Source organism: Pseudomonas sp. LBUM1646 (genome assembly GCF_059716165.1).
In genome coordinates, this window is record NZ_CP166810.1 from 1,457,015 (window position 1) to 1,474,951 (window position 17,937).

At 59.4% G+C, this 17,937-nt stretch carries 15 protein-coding genes; 4 read left to right on the forward strand and 11 right to left on the reverse strand.

The annotated features are described in order from the left end of the window. Nucleotides 1-222: 222 nt before the first annotated feature. Nucleotides 223-1,317: a PLP-dependent cysteine synthase family protein gene (locus tag ACA071_RS06420; protein WP_497643613.1), complete on the forward strand. Its 1,095-nt coding sequence runs from the start codon at nucleotides 223-225 to the stop codon at nucleotides 1,315-1,317. A gap of 134 nt (nucleotides 1,318-1,451) precedes the next feature. Here the strand turns inward: ACA071_RS06420 and ACA071_RS06425 are convergent, their stop codons facing one another. From ACA071_RS06425 to ACA071_RS06435, 3 genes are all read right to left on the reverse strand, one after another. Beyond that, nucleotides 1,452-3,065, reverse strand: coding sequence for an NAD(P)/FAD-dependent oxidoreductase (locus ACA071_RS06425; protein WP_497643614.1), 1,614 nt, complete (start codon nucleotides 3,063-3,065; stop codon nucleotides 1,452-1,454). A gap of 94 nt (nucleotides 3,066-3,159) precedes the next feature. Continuing rightward, nucleotides 3,160-3,813, reverse strand: a complete 654-nt coding sequence (locus tag ACA071_RS06430; RefSeq protein ID WP_497643615.1) for a COG3650 family protein — start codon at nucleotides 3,811-3,813, stop codon at nucleotides 3,160-3,162. A 59-nt stretch (nucleotides 3,814-3,872) separates the two neighbouring features. Continuing rightward, complete coding sequence (locus ACA071_RS06435) at nucleotides 3,873-4,472, reverse strand: short chain dehydrogenase (protein WP_497643616.1); 600 nt, start codon at nucleotides 4,470-4,472, stop codon at nucleotides 3,873-3,875. 105 nt (nucleotides 4,473-4,577) lie between these two features. On the opposite strand from ACA071_RS06435, the gene ACA071_RS06440 reads away from it, so the two are divergent. Continuing rightward, nucleotides 4,578-5,498 carry a LysR family transcriptional regulator gene (locus tag ACA071_RS06440; RefSeq protein WP_497643617.1) on the forward strand — a complete coding sequence of 307 codons (921 nt, stop codon included), beginning with the start codon at nucleotides 4,578-4,580 and terminating at the stop codon, nucleotides 5,496-5,498. A gap of 130 nt (nucleotides 5,499-5,628) precedes the next feature. Here the strand turns inward: ACA071_RS06440 and ACA071_RS06445 are convergent, their stop codons facing one another. The 6 genes from ACA071_RS06445 to ACA071_RS06470 all read right to left on the reverse strand — a co-directional run bounded on the left by ACA071_RS06445 (nucleotide 5,629) and on the right by ACA071_RS06470 (nucleotide 11,476). Then, nucleotides 5,629-5,874: a DUF6124 family protein gene (locus tag ACA071_RS06445; RefSeq protein ID WP_497643618.1), complete on the reverse strand. Its 246-nt coding sequence runs from the start codon at nucleotides 5,872-5,874 to the stop codon at nucleotides 5,629-5,631. Between the two features lie 599 nt (nucleotides 5,875-6,473). Beyond that, nucleotides 6,474-7,175 (reverse strand): ABC transporter ATP-binding protein, encoded by a 702-nt coding sequence (locus ACA071_RS06450; protein ID WP_201201292.1) that lies wholly within the window; start codon nucleotides 7,173-7,175, stop codon nucleotides 6,474-6,476. Further along, nucleotides 7,176-7,943: a high-affinity branched-chain amino acid ABC transporter ATP-binding protein LivG gene (livG, locus tag ACA071_RS06455; RefSeq protein WP_497643619.1), complete on the reverse strand. Its 768-nt coding sequence runs from the start codon at nucleotides 7,941-7,943 to the stop codon at nucleotides 7,176-7,178. Continuing rightward, nucleotides 7,940-9,196: a high-affinity branched-chain amino acid ABC transporter permease LivM gene (locus tag ACA071_RS06460; RefSeq protein WP_497643620.1), complete on the reverse strand. Its 1,257-nt coding sequence runs from the start codon at nucleotides 9,194-9,196 to the stop codon at nucleotides 7,940-7,942. Before ACA071_RS06460 ends, livG begins: the two co-directional genes overlap by 4 nt. Beyond that, nucleotides 9,193-10,116, reverse strand: a complete 924-nt coding sequence (livH, locus tag ACA071_RS06465) for a high-affinity branched-chain amino acid ABC transporter permease LivH (RefSeq protein WP_497643621.1) — start codon at nucleotides 10,114-10,116, stop codon at nucleotides 9,193-9,195. The genes ACA071_RS06460 and livH overlap by 4 nt, the downstream gene beginning before the upstream one ends. Nucleotides 10,117-10,348: 232 nt before the next feature. Beyond that, on the reverse strand, nucleotides 10,349-11,476 hold the full coding sequence (locus ACA071_RS06470; protein ID WP_497643622.1) for a branched-chain amino acid ABC transporter substrate-binding protein: 1,128 nt from the start codon (nucleotides 11,474-11,476) through the stop codon (nucleotides 10,349-10,351). Between the two features lie 339 nt (nucleotides 11,477-11,815). On the opposite strand from ACA071_RS06470, the gene ACA071_RS06475 reads away from it, so the two are divergent. Then, nucleotides 11,816-12,121: a DUF2288 domain-containing protein gene (locus ACA071_RS06475; protein WP_133837346.1), complete on the forward strand. Its 306-nt coding sequence runs from the start codon at nucleotides 11,816-11,818 to the stop codon at nucleotides 12,119-12,121. Between the two features lie 345 nt (nucleotides 12,122-12,466). Here the strand turns inward: ACA071_RS06475 and ACA071_RS06480 are convergent, their stop codons facing one another. After that, nucleotides 12,467-14,662 (reverse strand): hypothetical protein, encoded by a 2,196-nt coding sequence (locus ACA071_RS06480; protein ID WP_169371284.1) that lies wholly within the window; start codon nucleotides 14,660-14,662, stop codon nucleotides 12,467-12,469. A gap of 196 nt (nucleotides 14,663-14,858) precedes the next feature. Here ACA071_RS06480 and ACA071_RS06485 point away from each other — a divergent pair, with 196 nt between their 5' ends. Next, the gene (locus ACA071_RS06485) at nucleotides 14,859-15,755 is read left to right on the forward strand and encodes an NAD(P)-dependent oxidoreductase (RefSeq protein ID WP_497643623.1); all 897 of its coding nucleotides are present in this window, start codon (nucleotides 14,859-14,861) and stop codon (nucleotides 15,753-15,755) included. On the opposite strand, the gene ACA071_RS06490 is transcribed toward ACA071_RS06485, so the two are convergent. Further along, nucleotides 15,646-17,928, reverse strand: coding sequence for a putative bifunctional diguanylate cyclase/phosphodiesterase (locus tag ACA071_RS06490; RefSeq protein WP_497643624.1), 2,283 nt, complete (start codon nucleotides 17,926-17,928; stop codon nucleotides 15,646-15,648). The genes ACA071_RS06485 and ACA071_RS06490 overlap by 110 nt on opposite strands. Nucleotides 17,929-17,937: the final 9 nt, after the last annotated feature.

The following is a 17,937-nucleotide window of genomic DNA, read 5'->3' on the forward strand; positions in this document are numbered from 1 at the left end:
CCCTAACCCGTACCGTTAGTTGTTAAAACAAAAGTTATATTCTTTTTTGTTATATGCCGTTACAACGCCAACGGCTGCAAGGCCCAACGAGGACTGAGCCTAGCAGTTGCCGGACGTATTGGACCTCAGCTGTATCTGTGCGTGATGCAGGAATTTTCCTAAGCTTGTGGGCTGAGCCTTGAAACAAGGCCGACTCTTGCCTGATTCAACGAGATCACCACCATGAGCGACAACCGACAGTGGGCCCGCGAAGCCATCCGGATCATCGAAGCCGACTTCCAGCGCAGCGCCGACACCCACCTGATTCCCTTGCCACTGCCGGGGCTGCCAGGCATCGAGTTGTACTTCAAGGATGAATCCAGTCATCCCACCGGCAGCCTGAAACATCGACTGGCCCGTTCGCTGTTCCTGTATGCGCTGTGTAACGGCTGGCTCAAGCCCGGCGCGCCGGTGATCGAGGCGTCCAGCGGTTCGACGGCGATTTCCGAAGCGTACTTCGCCCGTTTGCTCGGTTTGCCGTTTATTGCGGTGATGCCGGCGACCACTTCCAAAGAGAAGATCGCGCAGATCGCTTTCTACGGTGGCAAGAGCCATTTGGTGGACGATCCGACCCAGATCTACGCCGAATCCGAGCGCCTGGCTCGGGAAAACGATGGCCACTTTATCGACCAGTTCACTTACGCCGAACGCGCCACCGACTGGCGGGCGAACAACAACATCGCTGAGTCGATCTTCCAACAGATGCGCTTCGAGCAGCACCCGGAGCCGAGCTGGCTGATTTCCAGCCCCGGCACCGGCGGCACCACGGCGACCTTGGGCCGTTACGTGCGTTATCGCCAGCATTGCACCCGCGTGCTGTGCGCTGATGCCGAGCGTTCGGTGTTTTTCGATTACTACCAGACCGGCGATGCCAGCCTGCGTTTGGATTGCGGTTCACGGATTGAAGGGATTGGCCGGCCACGGGTGGAGGCGTCGTTTCTGCCCAAGGTGATTGATGCGATGGTCAAAGTGCCGGACGCGCTGTCACTGGCGGCCATGCATTACCTGGCGCAACGTTTGGGCCGGCGCGTGGGCGGGTCGAGCGGAACCAACCTGATCGGCGCCTTGATCGCAGCGCAGCAGATGGTAGCGGCGGGGGAGTCGGGGTCGATCGTGGCGATTCTGTGCGACGGCGGCGAACGCTACGCCACCACCTATTACGACCAGGATTGGCTCAAGGGCCAGGGGTATGAGTTGAGTGGGTTGATCGATGCCGTGGCGGCGAGTGTCGAGCGCGGTGAGCCGCTGCCGGCCACCGTACTGCGCGCCAACATTTAAAACCGTCCCTCTGATGATCGTTCCCACGCTCCGCGTGGGAATGCCTCACCGGGCGCTCTGCGTCCGCTTTTGGGACGCGGAGCGTCCCTGGCTGCATTCCCACGCGGAGCGTGGGAACGATCGCCATGCTGATATCAGGCTTCGAGGCCAAGAATGTCGCGAGCTACCGCTTCAGCAATCCGAATCCCATCGACACCCGCCGACAAAATCCCGCCCGCATAACCCGCGCCTTCACCGGCCGGGAACAAGCCTTTCACGTTCAAACTCTGCATCGATTCGTTACGGGTAATCCGCAGCGGCGACGAGGTGCGCGTCTCGATCCCGGTCAACACCGCGTCGTGCAGCGAGTAGCCACGAATCTGCTTCTCGAACGCCGGCAACGCTTCACGAATCGCTTCGATGGCAAACGCAGGCAAGGCCAAGGCCAAATCACCGAAGGAAACACCCGGCTTATAGGACGGTTCAACGCTGCCCACTTCGGTGGACGGCTTGCCTGCGATAAAGTCGCCGACCAGTTGCGCCGGCGCTTCGTAGTTGCTGCCGCCCAGAACAAAAGCGTGGGATTCCAGGCGTTCCTGCAACTCGATGCCGGCCAGCGGACCGCCCGGGTAATCGACTTCCGGGGTAATGCCGACGACGATCCCGGAGTTGGCGTTGCGCTCGTTACGCGAGTACTGGCTCATGCCGTTGGTGACCACGCGGCCCGGCTCGGACGTCGCCGCCACCACCGTGCCGCCGGGGCACATGCAGAAGCTGTAGACCGAACGGCCGTTCTTGGCGTGGTGCACCAGTTTGTAGTCGGCGGCGCCGAGTTTCGGGTGTCCGGCGTATTTGCCCAGGCGCGCGCGGTCGATCAGCGACTGCGGGTGTTCGATACGGAAACCCACCGAGAACGGCTTGGCTTCCATGAACACGCCACGGGCGTGAAGCATGCGGAAGGTGTCGCGGGCGCTGTGGCCCAGGGCCAGAATCACGTGTTTCGAATGGATCTGCTCGCCGCCATTGAGCTCGACGCCAACCAGTTGGCCGTCTTCGATCAACACGTCGGTGACCCGTTGCTGGAAGCGTACTTCGCCGCCCAACGCACGAATCTGCTCGCGCATGTTTTCCACCACGCCGGTCAGGCGGAACGTGCCGATGTGCGGTTTGCTGACGTAGAGGATTTCTTCCGGCGCGCCGGCCTTCACAAACTCATGCAGGACTTTGCGTCCGATGAACTTCGGATCCTTGATCTGGCTGTAGAGCTTGCCGTCGGAGAACGTCCCCGCGCCGCCTTCACCGAACTGCACGTTGGATTCGGGGTTGAGCACGCTTTTACGCCACAGGCCCCAGGTGTCCTTGGTGCGCTGGCGCACTTCGGTGCCGCGTTCGAGGATGATCGGCTTAAAGCCCATTTGCGCCAGCAGCAACCCGGCGAAAATCCCGCAGGGGCCGAAACCGACGACAATCGGGCGCTGCGCAAGATCAGCCGGCGCCTGGCCGACCACTTTGTAGCTGACATCCGGCGCCACGTTGACGTTACGGTCATCGGCGAACTTGTGCAGCAACGCCGCCTCATCCTTGGCGGTGAGGTCGATGGTGTAGATGAAACACAGTTCGGAGGACTTTTTGCGCGCATCGTAGCTGCGCTTGAACAAGGTGAATTCGAGCAGGTCATCACTGGCGATGCCCAGGCGCTGCACGATGGCAGGGCGCAGGTCTTCTTCGGGATGGTCGATCGGCAGCTTGAGTTCGGTGATTCGTAACATGACAGGATCCGGTTCGCGGGGCGCACAACTGCGCCAAGGCGTTTGAAGGCGGCGATTATAAGCCCCAAACGCCGGTCCCGTGAGGCAAAAACGATCAGTCGTTACGCGAGCCGCCGAAATACCCGCAGCCGCGCTGCACCTGGCCGTCGATCCGCAGTTCGGCGCTCATGTGCTGGATGCTGCCGGTGCTGCTGTCGACGCAACGATTGGGCGCGACCCACAGTTCGATGTGCTTGCCGTTGGCTTCGCTGCTGAGGTTGAAACGACCGTCGCCCAGTTGCTCTTCAACATACGGCACGGCCAACGGTGGTTCGCCAGCGCGGTCGATGGCCATGCCTTTGCCGCTGACTTTGACGTTCCACTCAGGCCCATGGCCGGCGGCCCGCAGGATCAACAGTTTGAAATTGGGATCGTCGCACGCCGTGCCCGAGCGTTCGACGCGGTACAACTGCGCAAGATCCAGGCGGCCGCCCTCGATCCGGCCACGCACGTCGGCGAACAACTTGCCCTGGTCATCGGCCAGGCTCGCGGCCTCTTGCAGGACGCTGGTGCCGCCGGTGTCGTTGACCTCCAGGCTGCGCTGTTCATTGCACGGCTGGAACATCAGCTTGCCGTCCGCCGCAGTCAATTGCCCCTGCATGCGGGTCTGGCCGACATGGGAGGCGCTCTGCCGCGGGCCATCGAACAACTGGCACGCGGCGAACAACGGAAGCAGGGCAACAAGGACGAGGGAACGGGCAACACGCATCTTTGGTTCTCCAGACAAGTGCCGCCACGTTACGCAGCCTGACCGTTCATCACAAGGGTTTAGCCCACGTGAAAGGTCTGACCTGTTTGCAGGCCTTCGACACTTTTGGCGTAGGCCAACGCCACATCCGCTGCGGGAACCGGCTTGTAGCCACGGAAGTACGGCGCGTAACTGCCCATGGCTTCCAGCAGCACAGTCGGGCTGATCGAGTTCACGCGCAGACCGCGAGGCAGTTCGATAGCAGCGGCACGGACGAAGCTGTCCAGCGCACCGTTGACCAACGCGGCCGAGGCGCCGCTGCGGATCGGATCGTGGCTGAGCACGCCGGAGGTGAAGGTGAACGAGGCACCGTCACTGGCAAATTCGCGGCCGATCAGCAGCAGATTGACCTGGCCCATCAGCTTGTCTTTGAGGCCCAGGGCAAAGCTGTCGGCGGTCATTTCGTCCAGCGGGGCGAAGGTTACGTTGCCGGCGGCGCAGACCAGCGCATCAAACTTGCCGGTTTGTTCGAACAGCTTGCGGATCGAAGCGCTGTCGCTGATATCCACGTTGAGATCGCCGCTGTTACGGCCAATGCGGATGACTTCGTGGCGCTGGGACAACTCTTTGTCGACTGCCGAACCGATGGTGCCGCCTGCGCCTATCAACAGAATTTTCATCGTGCCGTTCCTCGTATCAGTAGAAAGAGTGCCCAGTCTAGAGTGGATTTTCCTATTGATAAGCGCGCTAATAGGCAACCTTTGGTTTTCTAATGGAAACAATCCATGAGCGAAATGGATGACCTGGCAGCGTTCGCCGTGTTGATCGAAGCCGGGAGTTTTACCCTGGCAGCCCAGCAATTGGGTTGCAGCAAGGGCCAGCTCTCCAAGCGCATCAGCCTGCTGGAGACGCGGTTTTCCGTGGTCTTGTTGCAGCGCACCACTCGCCGTTTGAGTCTGACGGCAGCGGGCGCGGCGTTGTTGCCGCAAGCCCAGGCGCTTGTAGTCCAAGTGGAGAGAGCGCGTCAGGCATTGGCCCGGTTGAAGGACGACATGGCCGGGCCGGTGCGTATGACGGTGCCGGTGTCGCTGGGAGAAACCTTCTTCGATGGCTTGTTGCTGGAGTTTTCCAGTAAATACCCCGAGGTGCAGATCGAGCTGGACCTGAGCAACAGCTATCGCGATTTGTCCCGTGACGGTTTTGACCTGGCGGTTCGCTCCGAAGTCGGTAATGACGAACGTCTCGTCGCTCGGCCGCTGTTGGCCTGGCATGAAATGACCTGCGCCAGCCCGGCTTACCTTGAGCAGTACGGCGAACCGACGACGCCCCAAGCGTTGGCCGAACACCGCTGCCTGCTCAACAGTCACTACAGCGGCCGCGAAGAATGGCTTTATCACCAGCAACACGAGCTGTTGCGGGTGCGGGTGTCGGGGCCGTTCGCCAGTAACCATTACAGCCTGCTGAAAAAAGCCGCACTGGCCAGCGCCGGCATCGCGCGATTGCCGTCGTACCTGCTGCAAGCGGAATTGGCTGACGGCCGATTGCGTTGGCTCCTGCGTGATTATCAGACCCGGCGTATGCCGATGTACCTGGTGCATCCGTATCAGGGTGGGCTGCCGAAGCGCACCCAGGTGCTGGCGGATTACCTGATTGGCTGGTTCAAGCGCAGTGGTGAGGCGTTGGATCGCCTCCAACGTAGCCCATGATCGTTCCCACGCGACCCGTGGGAATGCCTCAATGGACGCTCTGCGTCCGCCGTTGGGACGCGGAGCGTCCCTGGCTGCATTCCCACGCGGAGCGTGGGAACGATCGGGTCGGGGCGTGTTGGCGAGTTGGTTATTGCGGGTCGATCTGGTCCAGCGCCTGATTCACCGCCAGTTCACCGAGCATGATGCTTTGCTGGATGCCGAGCAGCATGTGGCGGTCCGAGCCTTCGAGGAACGCGGCGAAGTTGCTGGCCATGACGCTGGCCGACGCCAGTGATTCACAGGCATGGCCCAGCAGGGACTGCACGTCTTTACCGGGCGCGACGATGAACATCGGGTTGGCGTTATGTGGAGGATTGGGAGTGTTATTGAACATAACGGGTGCTCACTAGTTGAGGCTGAAACCCTGTTCGCGATCAACTGAAGTTAGGGTGGCAGCGGTGTGCAGGTTAGTCGACCGATGAGCACAGAAACTCGGCGCGCCCGAGGGCGCCCTGCACACAGCCGCCATCAAGTGCAGGGAAGGGATGCCTGACTTTTTTGGCACTTATGCGTTTCTGTGAAAAACAACCGAGCGACTAAACCCGACCACTGATCGGCAGTGGCAGGCAAACGATAAAGACTGGCCCCCAAGCGCACAAGCCGGCGGATTCTGGCTTGGCTGTAGGCAATGACGCAAGGCGCTGTAGCTTGCAGGAAGTAACAGCTGACACTGATTAAACACTCTCTCCACCCACCACAAATCCAACCGTAGGAGCTGCCGAAGGCTGCGATCTTTTGACTTTGATCTGATCGTTCCCACGCTCCGCGTGGGAATGCCTCGATGGACGCTCTACGTCCGCTTCTGGGACGCGGAGCGTCCCGAGCTGCATTCCCACGCAGAGCGTGGGAACGATCAGTCATGAGTTCTTGTGAGGTGTGCGGCATGCATAAAAAAAACGGCCCGAAGGCCGTTTTTTTGTTCACCGCAAAACCTCAACCCCCCAGATACGCCTCGCGCACTTTCGGATCGGTCAGCAGCGCTTCACCGGTGCCTTGCATCACCACCCGGCCGTTCTCCAGAACGTACGCGCGGTCAGCGATTTTCAGCGCCTGGTTGGCGTTCTGCTCAACCAGGAACACCGTCACACCGTCCTTGCGCAGCTGTTCGATGATGTCGAAGATCTGCTGGATGATGATCGGTGCCAGACCCAGCGAAGGCTCGTCGAGCAACAGCAGCTTGGGCTTGCTCATCAGCGCGCGGCCGATGGCGAGCATTTGCTGTTCACCGCCGGACATGGTGCCGCCGCGTTGGGCAAAACGCTCTTTCAGGCGTGGGAAAAGTCCGAGGACCTTGTCCATCTGTTCCTGATAATCGCCCTTGTCAGTGAAGAAGCCGCCCATGGCGAGGTTTTCTTCCACGGTCAGACGGGCAAACACCCGACGACCTTCCGGCACCACGGCAATGCTCTTGCGCATGATCTGCGCCGAGGTTTGCCCCACGAGTTCTTCACCCATGTACTTGATGCTGCCGCTGTGGGCCTGCGGCGAACCGCAAAGCGTCATCAGCAAGGTCGATTTGCCCGCGCCGTTGGCACCGATCAGGGTGACGATTTCGCCCTGGCGGATTTCCACGTTGACGCCGTGCAGGGCCTGGATCTTGCCGTAGAAGGTGGAAACGTTTTCGAATTGCAGCATTTACGCTTCCCCCAGGTAGGCTTTGATCACTTCAGGATTGTCGCGGATCTGTTCCGGCGTGCCGTTGGCCAGGGGCGTGCCCTGGTTGATCACGACGATGTGGTCGGAAATGCTCATGACCAGTTTCATGTCGTGTTCGATCAGCAGCACGGTGACGTTGTGCTCTTCGCGGAGCATGCTGATCAGCGCCTTCAGGTCTTCGGTTTCCTTCGGGTTCAGGCCGGCGGCCGGTTCGTCGAGCATGAGGATCCGCGGACGGGTCATCATGCAGCGCGCGATTTCCAGGCGACGTTGCTGACCGTAGGCCAGGGTGCCGGCCGGACGGTTGGCGAAGGCCTTGAGGTTGACCTTGTCCAGCCAGTACTCGGCAAACTCCATGGCCTCGCGTTCGCTTTTGCGGAACGCCGGGGTCTTGAACAGACCAGCCAGGAAGTTGGTGTTCAGGTGACGGTGCTGGGCGATCAAGAGGTTCTCGACCGCGGTCATGTCCTTGAACAGCCGCACGTTCTGGAAGGTGCGCACCACGCCTTTGCGGGCGATCTCGTGGCCGGGCAGGCCCTCGATGGCCTGGCCATCGAGGATGATGCTGCCGCCGCTCGGCTTGTAGAAACCGGTCAGGCAGTTGAACACGGTGGTCTTGCCGGCGCCGTTAGGGCCGATCAGCGCCACAACCTGCTTTTCGTACACGGTCAGGGCCACGCCGTTAACCGCGAGCAAGCCGCCGAAGCGCATGCTCAGATTTTCGACTTTAAGAATCTCGCGGCTCATTTGCGCAACTCCATATGAGGGCGTTGCATCGGCAGCAGACCTTGAGGACGCCAGATCATCATCAGCACCATCAAGGCGCCGAACATCAACATGCGGTATTCACTGAACTCACGCATCATTTCCGGCAACAGGATCATCACCACGGCGGCGAGGATCACGCCCAACTGCGAGCCCATGCCACCCAACACGACGATGGCGAGAATGATCGCCGACTCGATGAAGGTGAAGGACTCCGGCGTCACCAGGCCCTGGCGGGCAGCGAAGAAACTGCCGGCGAAACCGGCGAAACTGGCGCCCAGGGTGAATGCTGAGAGCTTGATGACCGTAGGATTGAGACCCAGCGCACGGCAGGCGATTTCGTCTTCACGCAACGCTTCCCACGCACGACCGATCGGCATGCGCAGCAAACGGTTGATCACGAACAGCGCACCCAGGGCCAGCAACAGCGCAACCAGGTAGAGGAAAATCACCTTGTTGATCGAGTTGTATTCCAGTCCGAAGTACTCGTGGAACGTCTGCATGCCTTCAGCCGCTTTACGTTCGAAGGTCAGGCCGAAGAACGTTGGCTTTTCGATGTTGCTGATGCCGTTCGGGCCGCCGGTGATGTCGGTCAGGTTGCGCAGGAACAGACGAATGATTTCACCGAAGCCCAGGGTCACGATCGCCAAGTAATCACCGCGCAAGCGCAATACCGGGAAACCGAGCAGGAAGCCGAAGGTGGCGGACATCAAGCCGGCAATCGGCAGGCATATCCAGAAACTCCAGCCGAGGTAATGCGACAGCAGCGCATAGCTGTAGGCGCCGACGGCGTAGAAACCGACGTAACCCAGATCGAGCAGGCCCGCCAGACCGACCACGATGTTCAGGCCCAGGCCCAGCATCACGTAGATCAGGATCAGGGTTGCGATATCCACCGCGCCGCGAGAGCCGAAGAACGGCCACACCAGGGCGCCGATGATCAACGCAATGATGATCCAGCGCTGGGTAGTCGGCAGGGTCAGGAAGTTGCTGGCCTTGGCCGGAATCAACGGCATGGATGGCGAGGACTTCCACGCCTTGCTGATGGTGTCGTTGAACAGCACCCGCAGGAACATCAGGACCGAGCAGATCGCGATGATCGAAAGGGTCATGTTGCTGGTGCCGTGAACTTCCAGGTTGATGCCGACGATGGTCAGTTTCAGACCGAGTACCGGGTAGGCCACAGCCCAGACCAGCAGGGCGCTGAAGAGCGCCTGTTTGAGATTCCTAGTCATACTTTCTCAACCTCCGGACGGCCCAGAATGCCGGTCGGCCGGAATAACAGAACCAGAACCAACAAGCCGAATGCCACGACGTCCTTGTACTGGTCGCCGAAAATATCGGCACCAAAGGCTTCCGCCACCCCAAGCACCAGCCCGCCGAGCATGGCGCCGGGGATGCTGCCGATGCCGCCCAGTACCGCAGCGGTGAAGGCCTTGAGGCCGACGAGGAAACCGGCGTTCGGGTTGATCACGCCGTATTGCATGCTCAACAAAACAGCCGCGATGGCCGCCAGTGCCGCACCAATGACGAAGGTCAGAGCGATGATGTTGTTGGTGTTGATACCCAGCAGGTTGGCCATCTTGATGTCTTCGGCACAGGCGCGGCAGGCGCGACCCAGGCGAGAACGGGAGATGAACAGCGTCAGGCCGAGCATGGCGATCAGGGTCACCACGAACACCACGATTTGCATGTAGGAAATCAGCACTTCTTGTGCGCCACCTGGCCCGAAGGAGAGATTGCCGGGGATCAGGTTGGGGATGGATTTGTCCTTGGAGTCTTGCGCCAGCAGAACGGTGTTCTGCAGGAAAATCGACATGCCAATGGCGGAAATCAGCGGAATCAGACGGTTGCTGCCACGCAAAGGGCGATAGGCAATCCGTTCGATGCTGTAGCCGTAGGCACTACAAACGACGATGCTCGCGATAAAACCGGCGGTCATCAACAGAGGGACACTGTCGAGTCCCATCATGGCCAGGCCCGCGATGGCGATGAACGCCACGTAGGAACCGATCATGTACACCTCGCCGTGGGCGAAGTTGATCATTCCAATGATGCCGTAAACCATCGTATAGCCGATGGCGATCAGGGCATACGTGCTGCCAACGGTCAGACCGTTAACCAGCTGCTGGAAGAAGTGATAGATGTCAGGCATTACAGCGCTCCTAAAAACCTGATACGCATTTCACTGGTGGAGTCATTTTCCCGCTCGAGCCCCGTGGATCTGCATCCACTTCGAATTCGAGGTTTGCCAGCGAACCGCTGATGACGGTTTTGAGATTTTCAGGTGGGGAGACTGGCGGATCACGCCAGCGCGGCCCTATACGTTCGTAAAACAAAGCCCACGGCACGCCGTGGGCTTTATTGGCAGTCAGTCAGGCAACGCCTTACTGAGGCGAAACTTCAGTTTTAGGTTTGCCGAAGTGCCACTCGTAAACCACGAATTTGAAGTCTTTCAGGTCGCCCTTGGCGTCGAAGCTCAGGTCGCCAGTCGGGGTCTTGAAGGAACCTGCGTGGATGGCCGCGGCCACTTTGGCAGGGTCTTCGCTCTTGGCGGCAGTGATACCACCGGCGATGACTTCAACAGCCGAGTAGGCCGGGAACACGAACGGACCGCTCGGGTCTTCTTTCTTGGCTTTGAACGCGTCAGCCAGGGCGATGTTGGCCGGATCCTGATCGAAAGATTTCGGCAGGGTCACCAGCAGGCCTTCGGAAGCGTCCTTGGCGATCTGCGAAATGGAGTCGTTACCCACGCCTTCCGGGCCCATGAACTTGGCTTTCAGGCCTTTTTCCTGGGATTGACGCAGGATCAGACCCAGCTCCGGGTGGTAGCCGCCGTAGTAGACGAAGTCGACGTTGGCTTGCTTGAGCTTGGAGATCATCGAGGAGAAGTCTTTGTCGCCGGCGTTGATGCCTTCGAACACGGCAACTTTCACGCCTTTGCTTTCCAGGGTTTTCTTCACGGCGGTGGCGATGCCTTCACCGTATTGCTGTTTGTCGTGCAGCACAGCAACGATTTTCGGTTTCACGTGATCAGCGATGTAGTTACCGGCGGCAGGGCCCTGGGCGCTGTCCAGACCGATGGTACGGAAGATCATTTTGTAACCACGGGCGGTGATGTCCGGGCTGGTAGCAGCCGGGGTGATCATGATCACGCCTTCGTCTTCGTAGATGTCCGAAGCGGGTTGAGTGGAGCTGGAGCACAGGTGACCGACCACGAACTTGACGCCGTCGTTGACGACTTTGTTCGCTACAGCAACCGCTTGTTTCGGATCACAGGCATCGTCGTATTCAACGGCTTCGAGTTTCTTGCCGTCGACACCGCCCTTGGCGTTGATTTGTTCAATGGCCATTTTGGCGCCGCTGAACTGCATGTCGCCGTATTGGGCTACCGGGCCGGTCTTAGGGCCGGCGATACCGATCTTGATGGTGTCAGCTGCGAACGAATGGCTGGCAACCCCGGCCAGAACCATAGCGGCAAACAGTTTGGAAATCTGCTTAGTAGCCTTAGTCATAGTGCTCCACTCTTACTGTTGTAGTTTTTATAGTCCTGGCGCCGTAGCAGCAGAACCGGGTCAGATATCTTGGATATCCTCCGGAAAATGCCCCCGGCAACTGTACCGGTACAGTGTAGAGCGCCGATTGTTAGCCTGGGAAGGCAGCGCCGGGGGGCAAAACCTGAGGGTGTCGCTTTTTTGAAAGAAAAATACAGAATTGCGGCGGGGGTTCAGGCTGTATTCACAGCAATCCTTGGCTTTCCTGCGCTTTTCATTCGATGACTCAATTGCATCCGGGTTTTTCTGCCGGACCACCGACGTTATCATTCGCGTCGATTTCTTTTCCGGACAGGACCCATGACTCAAGAACCTAGCACCCTCTATGCCAAGCTGCTTGGTGAGACCGCATCTATTACCTGGAAGGAACTGGAACCGTTCTTTGCCAAGGGTGCCCTATTGTGGGTCGACCCAAGCCTGGATTTGATCGCCGCCGCCGAAGCCGTGGCCACGGATGAAGGCGAGAAAGTGGCTGCCTGGCTGGCCGCCGACACCCTCGCCAAGCTCTCTGAAACGCGGGCGCTGGATCTTTTCGAGCGCGATCCCGAGCTATGGGCGGTGGTGGTTTCGCCGTGGATTCTGATCCAGGAAAGGGCGACGAGCTGACGCCGAGCACCAAATCAGTGCGCGACCTGGCTGGCTAAAAGTGTGTAGGCGAGTAGCGTGATGGCATGTTGCCGTAGAGAAAGGCCACAGAAGGGTCTTGGCGAGGGTGACGTAAACGTAACGGGAACAGTTTAGTGAGCAGCCTAACGGCTGCTTAATTGTTTCTGGATGTGATCGTTCCCACGGTCTGCGATCGTTCCCACGCTCCGCGTGGGAATGCAGCCCGGGACGCTCCGCGTCCCATCAGAAGCCGAACGCGGAGCGTCCATTGAGGCATTCCCACGCAGAGCGTGGGAACGATCTAACGGGGCTGCCGAAGGCTGCGATCTTTTCGGGCATTCCCCGTTAAGCGGTTTTACCGGTGTGGTTATTCAGGGAAATAACCTTGGTCTTGCCAATCCGGTGACGATAAATCTCACGCAAGTACTTGATCGCCTTCTTCACACAATCACGGGACAAGCGTATGTCGTTGATCGACACAAACTTGTCCTTGTCGTTGATCAGCTCGCGGTACTTCTTCTCGTACATCGGTTTGATCGCGTACCAGTTGGTGTCGAGGATCTTCGCCGGGTTCTCAAACTCGTTGAGCAGGTCGTCGATCAGGTCTTCGTCGAAGTCTTCATGAATGATGAAGTCGAGGATCGAGTTGTCCAGGGTCTCGTCGAAGCGGTACGGGTTTTTCGCGAAGCAGCGTTTGATGAAAGCCACGATCAGGGTCAGGAAGTCGTCCGACAGGCACGGGCTCTTGGCGATCAACGTGGTCAGCGACAAGTTGGCCGAGGCGCCGATCACCAGCGCATAACGCTTGAGCGTGGTGTTCGGGAACAGGCTGTTGAGGTGCGTCTTCAACCGGTTCAGGTCCATGTAGGACAGCTTGTAGTCCTTGGGCAGCGACACGATCGACACCACCGACGAGCAGTTCTTGAAGAAGTGCAGGTCGTGCAACGCGGCGGCGTCATAACCGGAATTCTTGTACTGCTCCAGCGAGGCGCGATAGCGCTTGGACTCGATCGGCAACAGGCTGATGCCTTCGATGGCCTGGGTGACCTTGTTGAAGTGCGGCAGGTCGATGGAGCGGAAGAACAGGTCGTCGATGTTCAGGCGCTGCGGCTCTTTATCGAACACCTTGAACTTGTCGCTGCTCGGCGCCGGGGTTTCCGGCACCACGGACTCGGCGTAGGCAATCGCCACCGGGCCGGCCAGGCTCATGAACAGGTCGTTGGCGTCCAGGCGAATGGTTTCGCCGATGTCGATGCCGGCGCGACGGAAATAGTTCTGGTCGTAGTCAGTCGTGACCGCCTGCGCCGTCAGAATGTTGAAGATCTGCTGCGAGATGTATTGGTTGGCGTGTTTTTCCATCGCATTGACATCAATGTTCTGGATATTGCCGTCATCGCTCTCTTCTGCGTAACGCATGATGTCGTTGGAGATCAGCATCATCGCGTTCCATGGGCGGATACGGCCCATGACGCTGGCTTCGCTGCTGTCTTCATTGTCGAAGTTGTACGAGAAGTCCCATTCCTCCGACAAGTATTTGCACAGCAGGCGACCGGCGTTGATGTGCAGCGCCTCGGACATTTCGCTGCGGTGGTCGGAAATGTTCGGCAGCACGCAGATGCCGCTGGTGAAGATCGGCTCAAAGACAAAGGCGTGGCCGCTTTTGCTGTCGTGCTCGTCCATCGGCTTGGTGTCGAACGTCTTGTTCATGTACGAGTGCTGCTGGGCCAGGCCGAATTCCGAGGCCATGCCCGAACCGGTACCGCCGCCGGCGCTGAAGATCGAGAAATACAGGCGCGACTGGTTGGCCTTGATCCCGCAGCTGTCGATCAGGTACGAGTGAATCATCTTCCAGTCAGGGCTGGAGAAACGCTGGGTGTCCTTGTTCAGGATGATCTTGGCCAGGTATTGGCCGAGGATCGGCGCGTTACCGGCGCCACCGGCGTGGACTTCCGACAAGTCCATGATTTTCATTTTGCTGTAGTCGCGCAGGAAGCCGCTTTTTTCGCCCTTGCGCGAGAAACGGATGCGCCCGGCGATGTCCTTGTCCAAGTCGCCGAGCATCACCAGCGGCTCGACCAGGAACACCGGTTTGGTGGCCTTGTTCGGCCCCAGGCGCAAGTTGTTACGAATCCACTGGGCCGGGCTGTAGCCTTTTTCGGCGTAGCGTTTGTCCGGCGACAGGCGATCTTCGTTGTTGAATTCGTTGAGGTAGAACTTGCGCGCGTTGTACACCAGTTCGGCCACGTCCAGCGCGATGTTCGAACCGCAGCGGCCGAGGCCGATCAGGCACACCGACGGGAATTCCTGCTCGCTGTGCTGTTCGCTGTCGCCTTCCAGGTGCGGTGGGCGCGGGAACACCATGTCGCGCAGGCCATCGAGGTTATCGAGGATGCGGTCGGTATTGGTTTCGGTGAAGTACAGGTACTGCTGGGTCGCCAGCGGGCGCGACGGGATCAATGGCTTCGACGCTGAAGGGCTGTTGGCCGCCGGGCTCAAGGTCAGATCGGATACCGCAGTGGCCGGATTGTTTTTAGAAGTCATTGTGCGCCATGTACCTGGACTGGTTGGCTCGACGACAAGGCGTCATCGAACTTCACGGAATGGGATCTCGCGTCTTTTTGCGCGCGTATTTTGCCCAAGCGACAAGGTGTTGGCTGGTGCGTCGCTCGGGGGAGTCCTTTCCTGATTTATGATGGATCGGCCATTATTCGGCGATCTTTAATCAAAAGGAGGCAAAATGATGGCCGCTTTACCTTCCCTCGGATTCGCCGGGATCGGCTTGATGGGCTTGCCGATGTGCCGGCGTCTGTTGGCCGCGGGTTATCCGCTGACGGTGTGGAATCGCAATCCGGAAAAGTGCGCACCGTTGGTGGTAGCGGGGGCGCGGCAGGTGGCGACGCCCGCTGAACTCTGTCAGCACGCGGAGGTGGTGATGCTGTGTCTGGCGGACACGGCGGTGGTGCGTGAGGTGGTGTTTGGCCCGGCTGGTATTGCCGAGGGTGGGAAAAGTGCTCAACTGCTGGTGGATTTTTCCAGCCTGGAGCCCACCGCCACGCGGGAAATGGCGACAGCACTTGCCAGCAAAAGCAGCATGAGTTGGCTGGACGCTCCGGTGTCGGGCGGAGTGGTCGGTGCCGAGGCGGGTAGCCTGGCGATCATGGTTGGCGGTGAAGTGGCGGACCTTGAACGCGTGCGGCCGATCTTGCTGAGTCTGGGTCCACGGGTTACCCACATGGGTGCCGTCGGTGCCGGCCAGGTGACCAAGGCCTGCAATCAGATGATCGTCGCCTGCAATGCCCTGGTGATCGCCGAAGTGGTAGCACTGGCCGAACGTTCCGGCGTCGATGCCAGCCTGATCGCCGAAGCGCTGGCCGGCGGTTTCGCCGATTCAAAACCGTTGCAGATCCTCGCCCCGCAAATGGCCGAGAGCCGCTTCGAACCGGTGAAATGGCATGTGCGCACGCTGCTCAAGGATCTGGACACGGCGGTGAAATTTTCTCGCGAACAAGGCTCGGCCACGCCGATCAGCGGATTGGCCGCACAATTGATGCGCCTGCATGGGGGCCAGGGTTTTTTGGAAAAGGATCCGTCAACGTTAGTGCAGTTATACCGCGAGCCAGACTCAGTGGACTGACCGTGTGTGAGTGCTTGCGCTGGTTGATTTCGTTCAGCACCGGGCGTAATTCCTCCAGCGGTACCGGGCGGCTGAGCAGGTAGCCCTGGACGAAATCGCAGCCCAGGCGTTCGAGAAACTCGTATTGCTCGACGGTTTCGACCCCTTCGGTGACCACCTGCAGATGCAGGGTGTGCGCCATGACGATGATCGCCTGGACGATCTCCATGTCCTGAGTCGCCTTGGGGATGTCCTGAATGAATGAGCGATCAATCTTCAGCGTGTTCAACGGCAGGCGCTTGAGGTAGGCCAGGGATGAATAACCGGTGCCGAAGTCATCGATCGACAACGACACCCCGAGGGCGCGAATCTGCCGCAGCAGCACCAGGGTGTTGGCGATATTGCCCATCAGCGCGTTTTCCGTAACTTCCAGTTCCAGGCGCTGGGGTTCAACCCCGGTCACGTGCAGGGCATGTTCGATTTCGTCGGCCAACTCTTCGCGCGCCAGGTTCAGGGGCGAGCAGTTCACCGCAATCTTCAGGGATTCACAGCCGTGACGGGACAACTCGCCCAGGTCTTCACAGGCTTTGCGCAGCACCCAGTTGTCCAGTTCGGCGATCAGCCCGTTGGCTTCGGCGATGGCGATGAAACGCTCGGGGGTGAGCAAACCGTGAGTCGGGTGTTGCCAGCGAATCAACGCTTCGAGCTTGGTGACCTGGCCGGTTTTCAACTCATAGATCGGTTGGTAGTACAGCATCAGCCCCGTGTCTTCGCGCAGGGCATGGCGTAATTCTTCTTCCAGTTGCAGTTCCATCGTCGCCCGGGTCCTGAGGTTCGAGCTGAAAAAGTTCAGGCTGTTGCGACCGTTGCCCTTGGACTGGTACAGCGCCAGGTCGGCGTTTTTCAACAGTTCTTCGCAGGTCTTGCCGTCCTCGGGGAACAGGCTGATGCCGATGCTGGTGGTCATGACCATGCGCCGGCCGGACAGCTCGATGGGCTCTTTCATTTTGTGCATGATGCGCTGGGCCATGTGCCGCGCTTCTTCACGGTCGTGCAGGCCGATGAGGATGCAGAACTCGTCGCCACCGAAGCGCGCCACCACATCGTCGTGGCTGCGTACCGAACCCTTGATGTGGCCGGCTAATACCTTGAGCAATTCGTCGCCGGCGTCATGACCGAGACTGTCGTTGATGCGTTTGAAATGGTCGATGTCGAGGAACAGCACCGCCAGCATGCCGCCTTCGTTGGTCTTCTCGATCAGTTTCTCGGCAAAGATCTGATTGAAGCCGCGGCGGTTGATCAGGTTGGTCAGGGCGTCGTAATGCGCCACCTGTTGCAGCGACATGCGCGCCTGGTCCAGTTGGGTGAGCAGGGTGTTGACCCGACGCAGGTCGTGTTCCTTGATTTGCAGCTTCTTGTCGGCCAGTGCCGCGCTGATGCAACTGCCGATGATCAACAGGGTCATGACCGCCACCGTCAGCCCCAGTTGCAAATGGTTATTTTCACCGGGCAACATCGGCAGCAGGCCGATGGGCAGCACCAGCGTGAGCGCCGCCATGCCGGTGAAATGCATGCTGACGATGCCGGCCCCGAGCACCAGGCTGGCGGTGAATTTGAGCAGTTGGTGATACAAACCGGTGCCATCGCGCAGGTAACTGGAAATCAACAGTGCGGCGAGGCTGGCGCCAATCGCAATGGCGACGGAGAGGGCGAACAGGTAGGGGTTGTAATACGCCGTAGCCACCGAACGCATGGCGGCCATGCCTACATAGTGCATGGTCGCGATGCCCAGGCCGATCCAGACGGCTGCGCGCAGGTATTGCCAGAAATTCACATGAGGGTGACTGAGCGTGTGCATCGCCAGATACGAAGCTGTCAGGGCGAATATCAGCGAGAGCAGGGTGATGGGCAGTTGGTAGTGAATTTCCACCGGTGCCTGAAACGCCAGCATGCTGATGAAGTGCATGGCCCAGATGCCGCCCGCCAGACATAGGGCGCCGACCCAGCGCCAAAGCCGTTGGGACCCGGATTTTTCCACATGGCCGACCCGTTCGGTCATGTCCAGCGTGGCGAAGCCGGCTACACAGGCGACCACATACGCCAGCATCACCAGAAAAGGGTTGTGTGTGCAGTTGAGGATGACCTGCCCGCTTTCTGGCAGCTCGGTAAGGAACTGCAAACCAAGCCAATCCATAGCATGCCC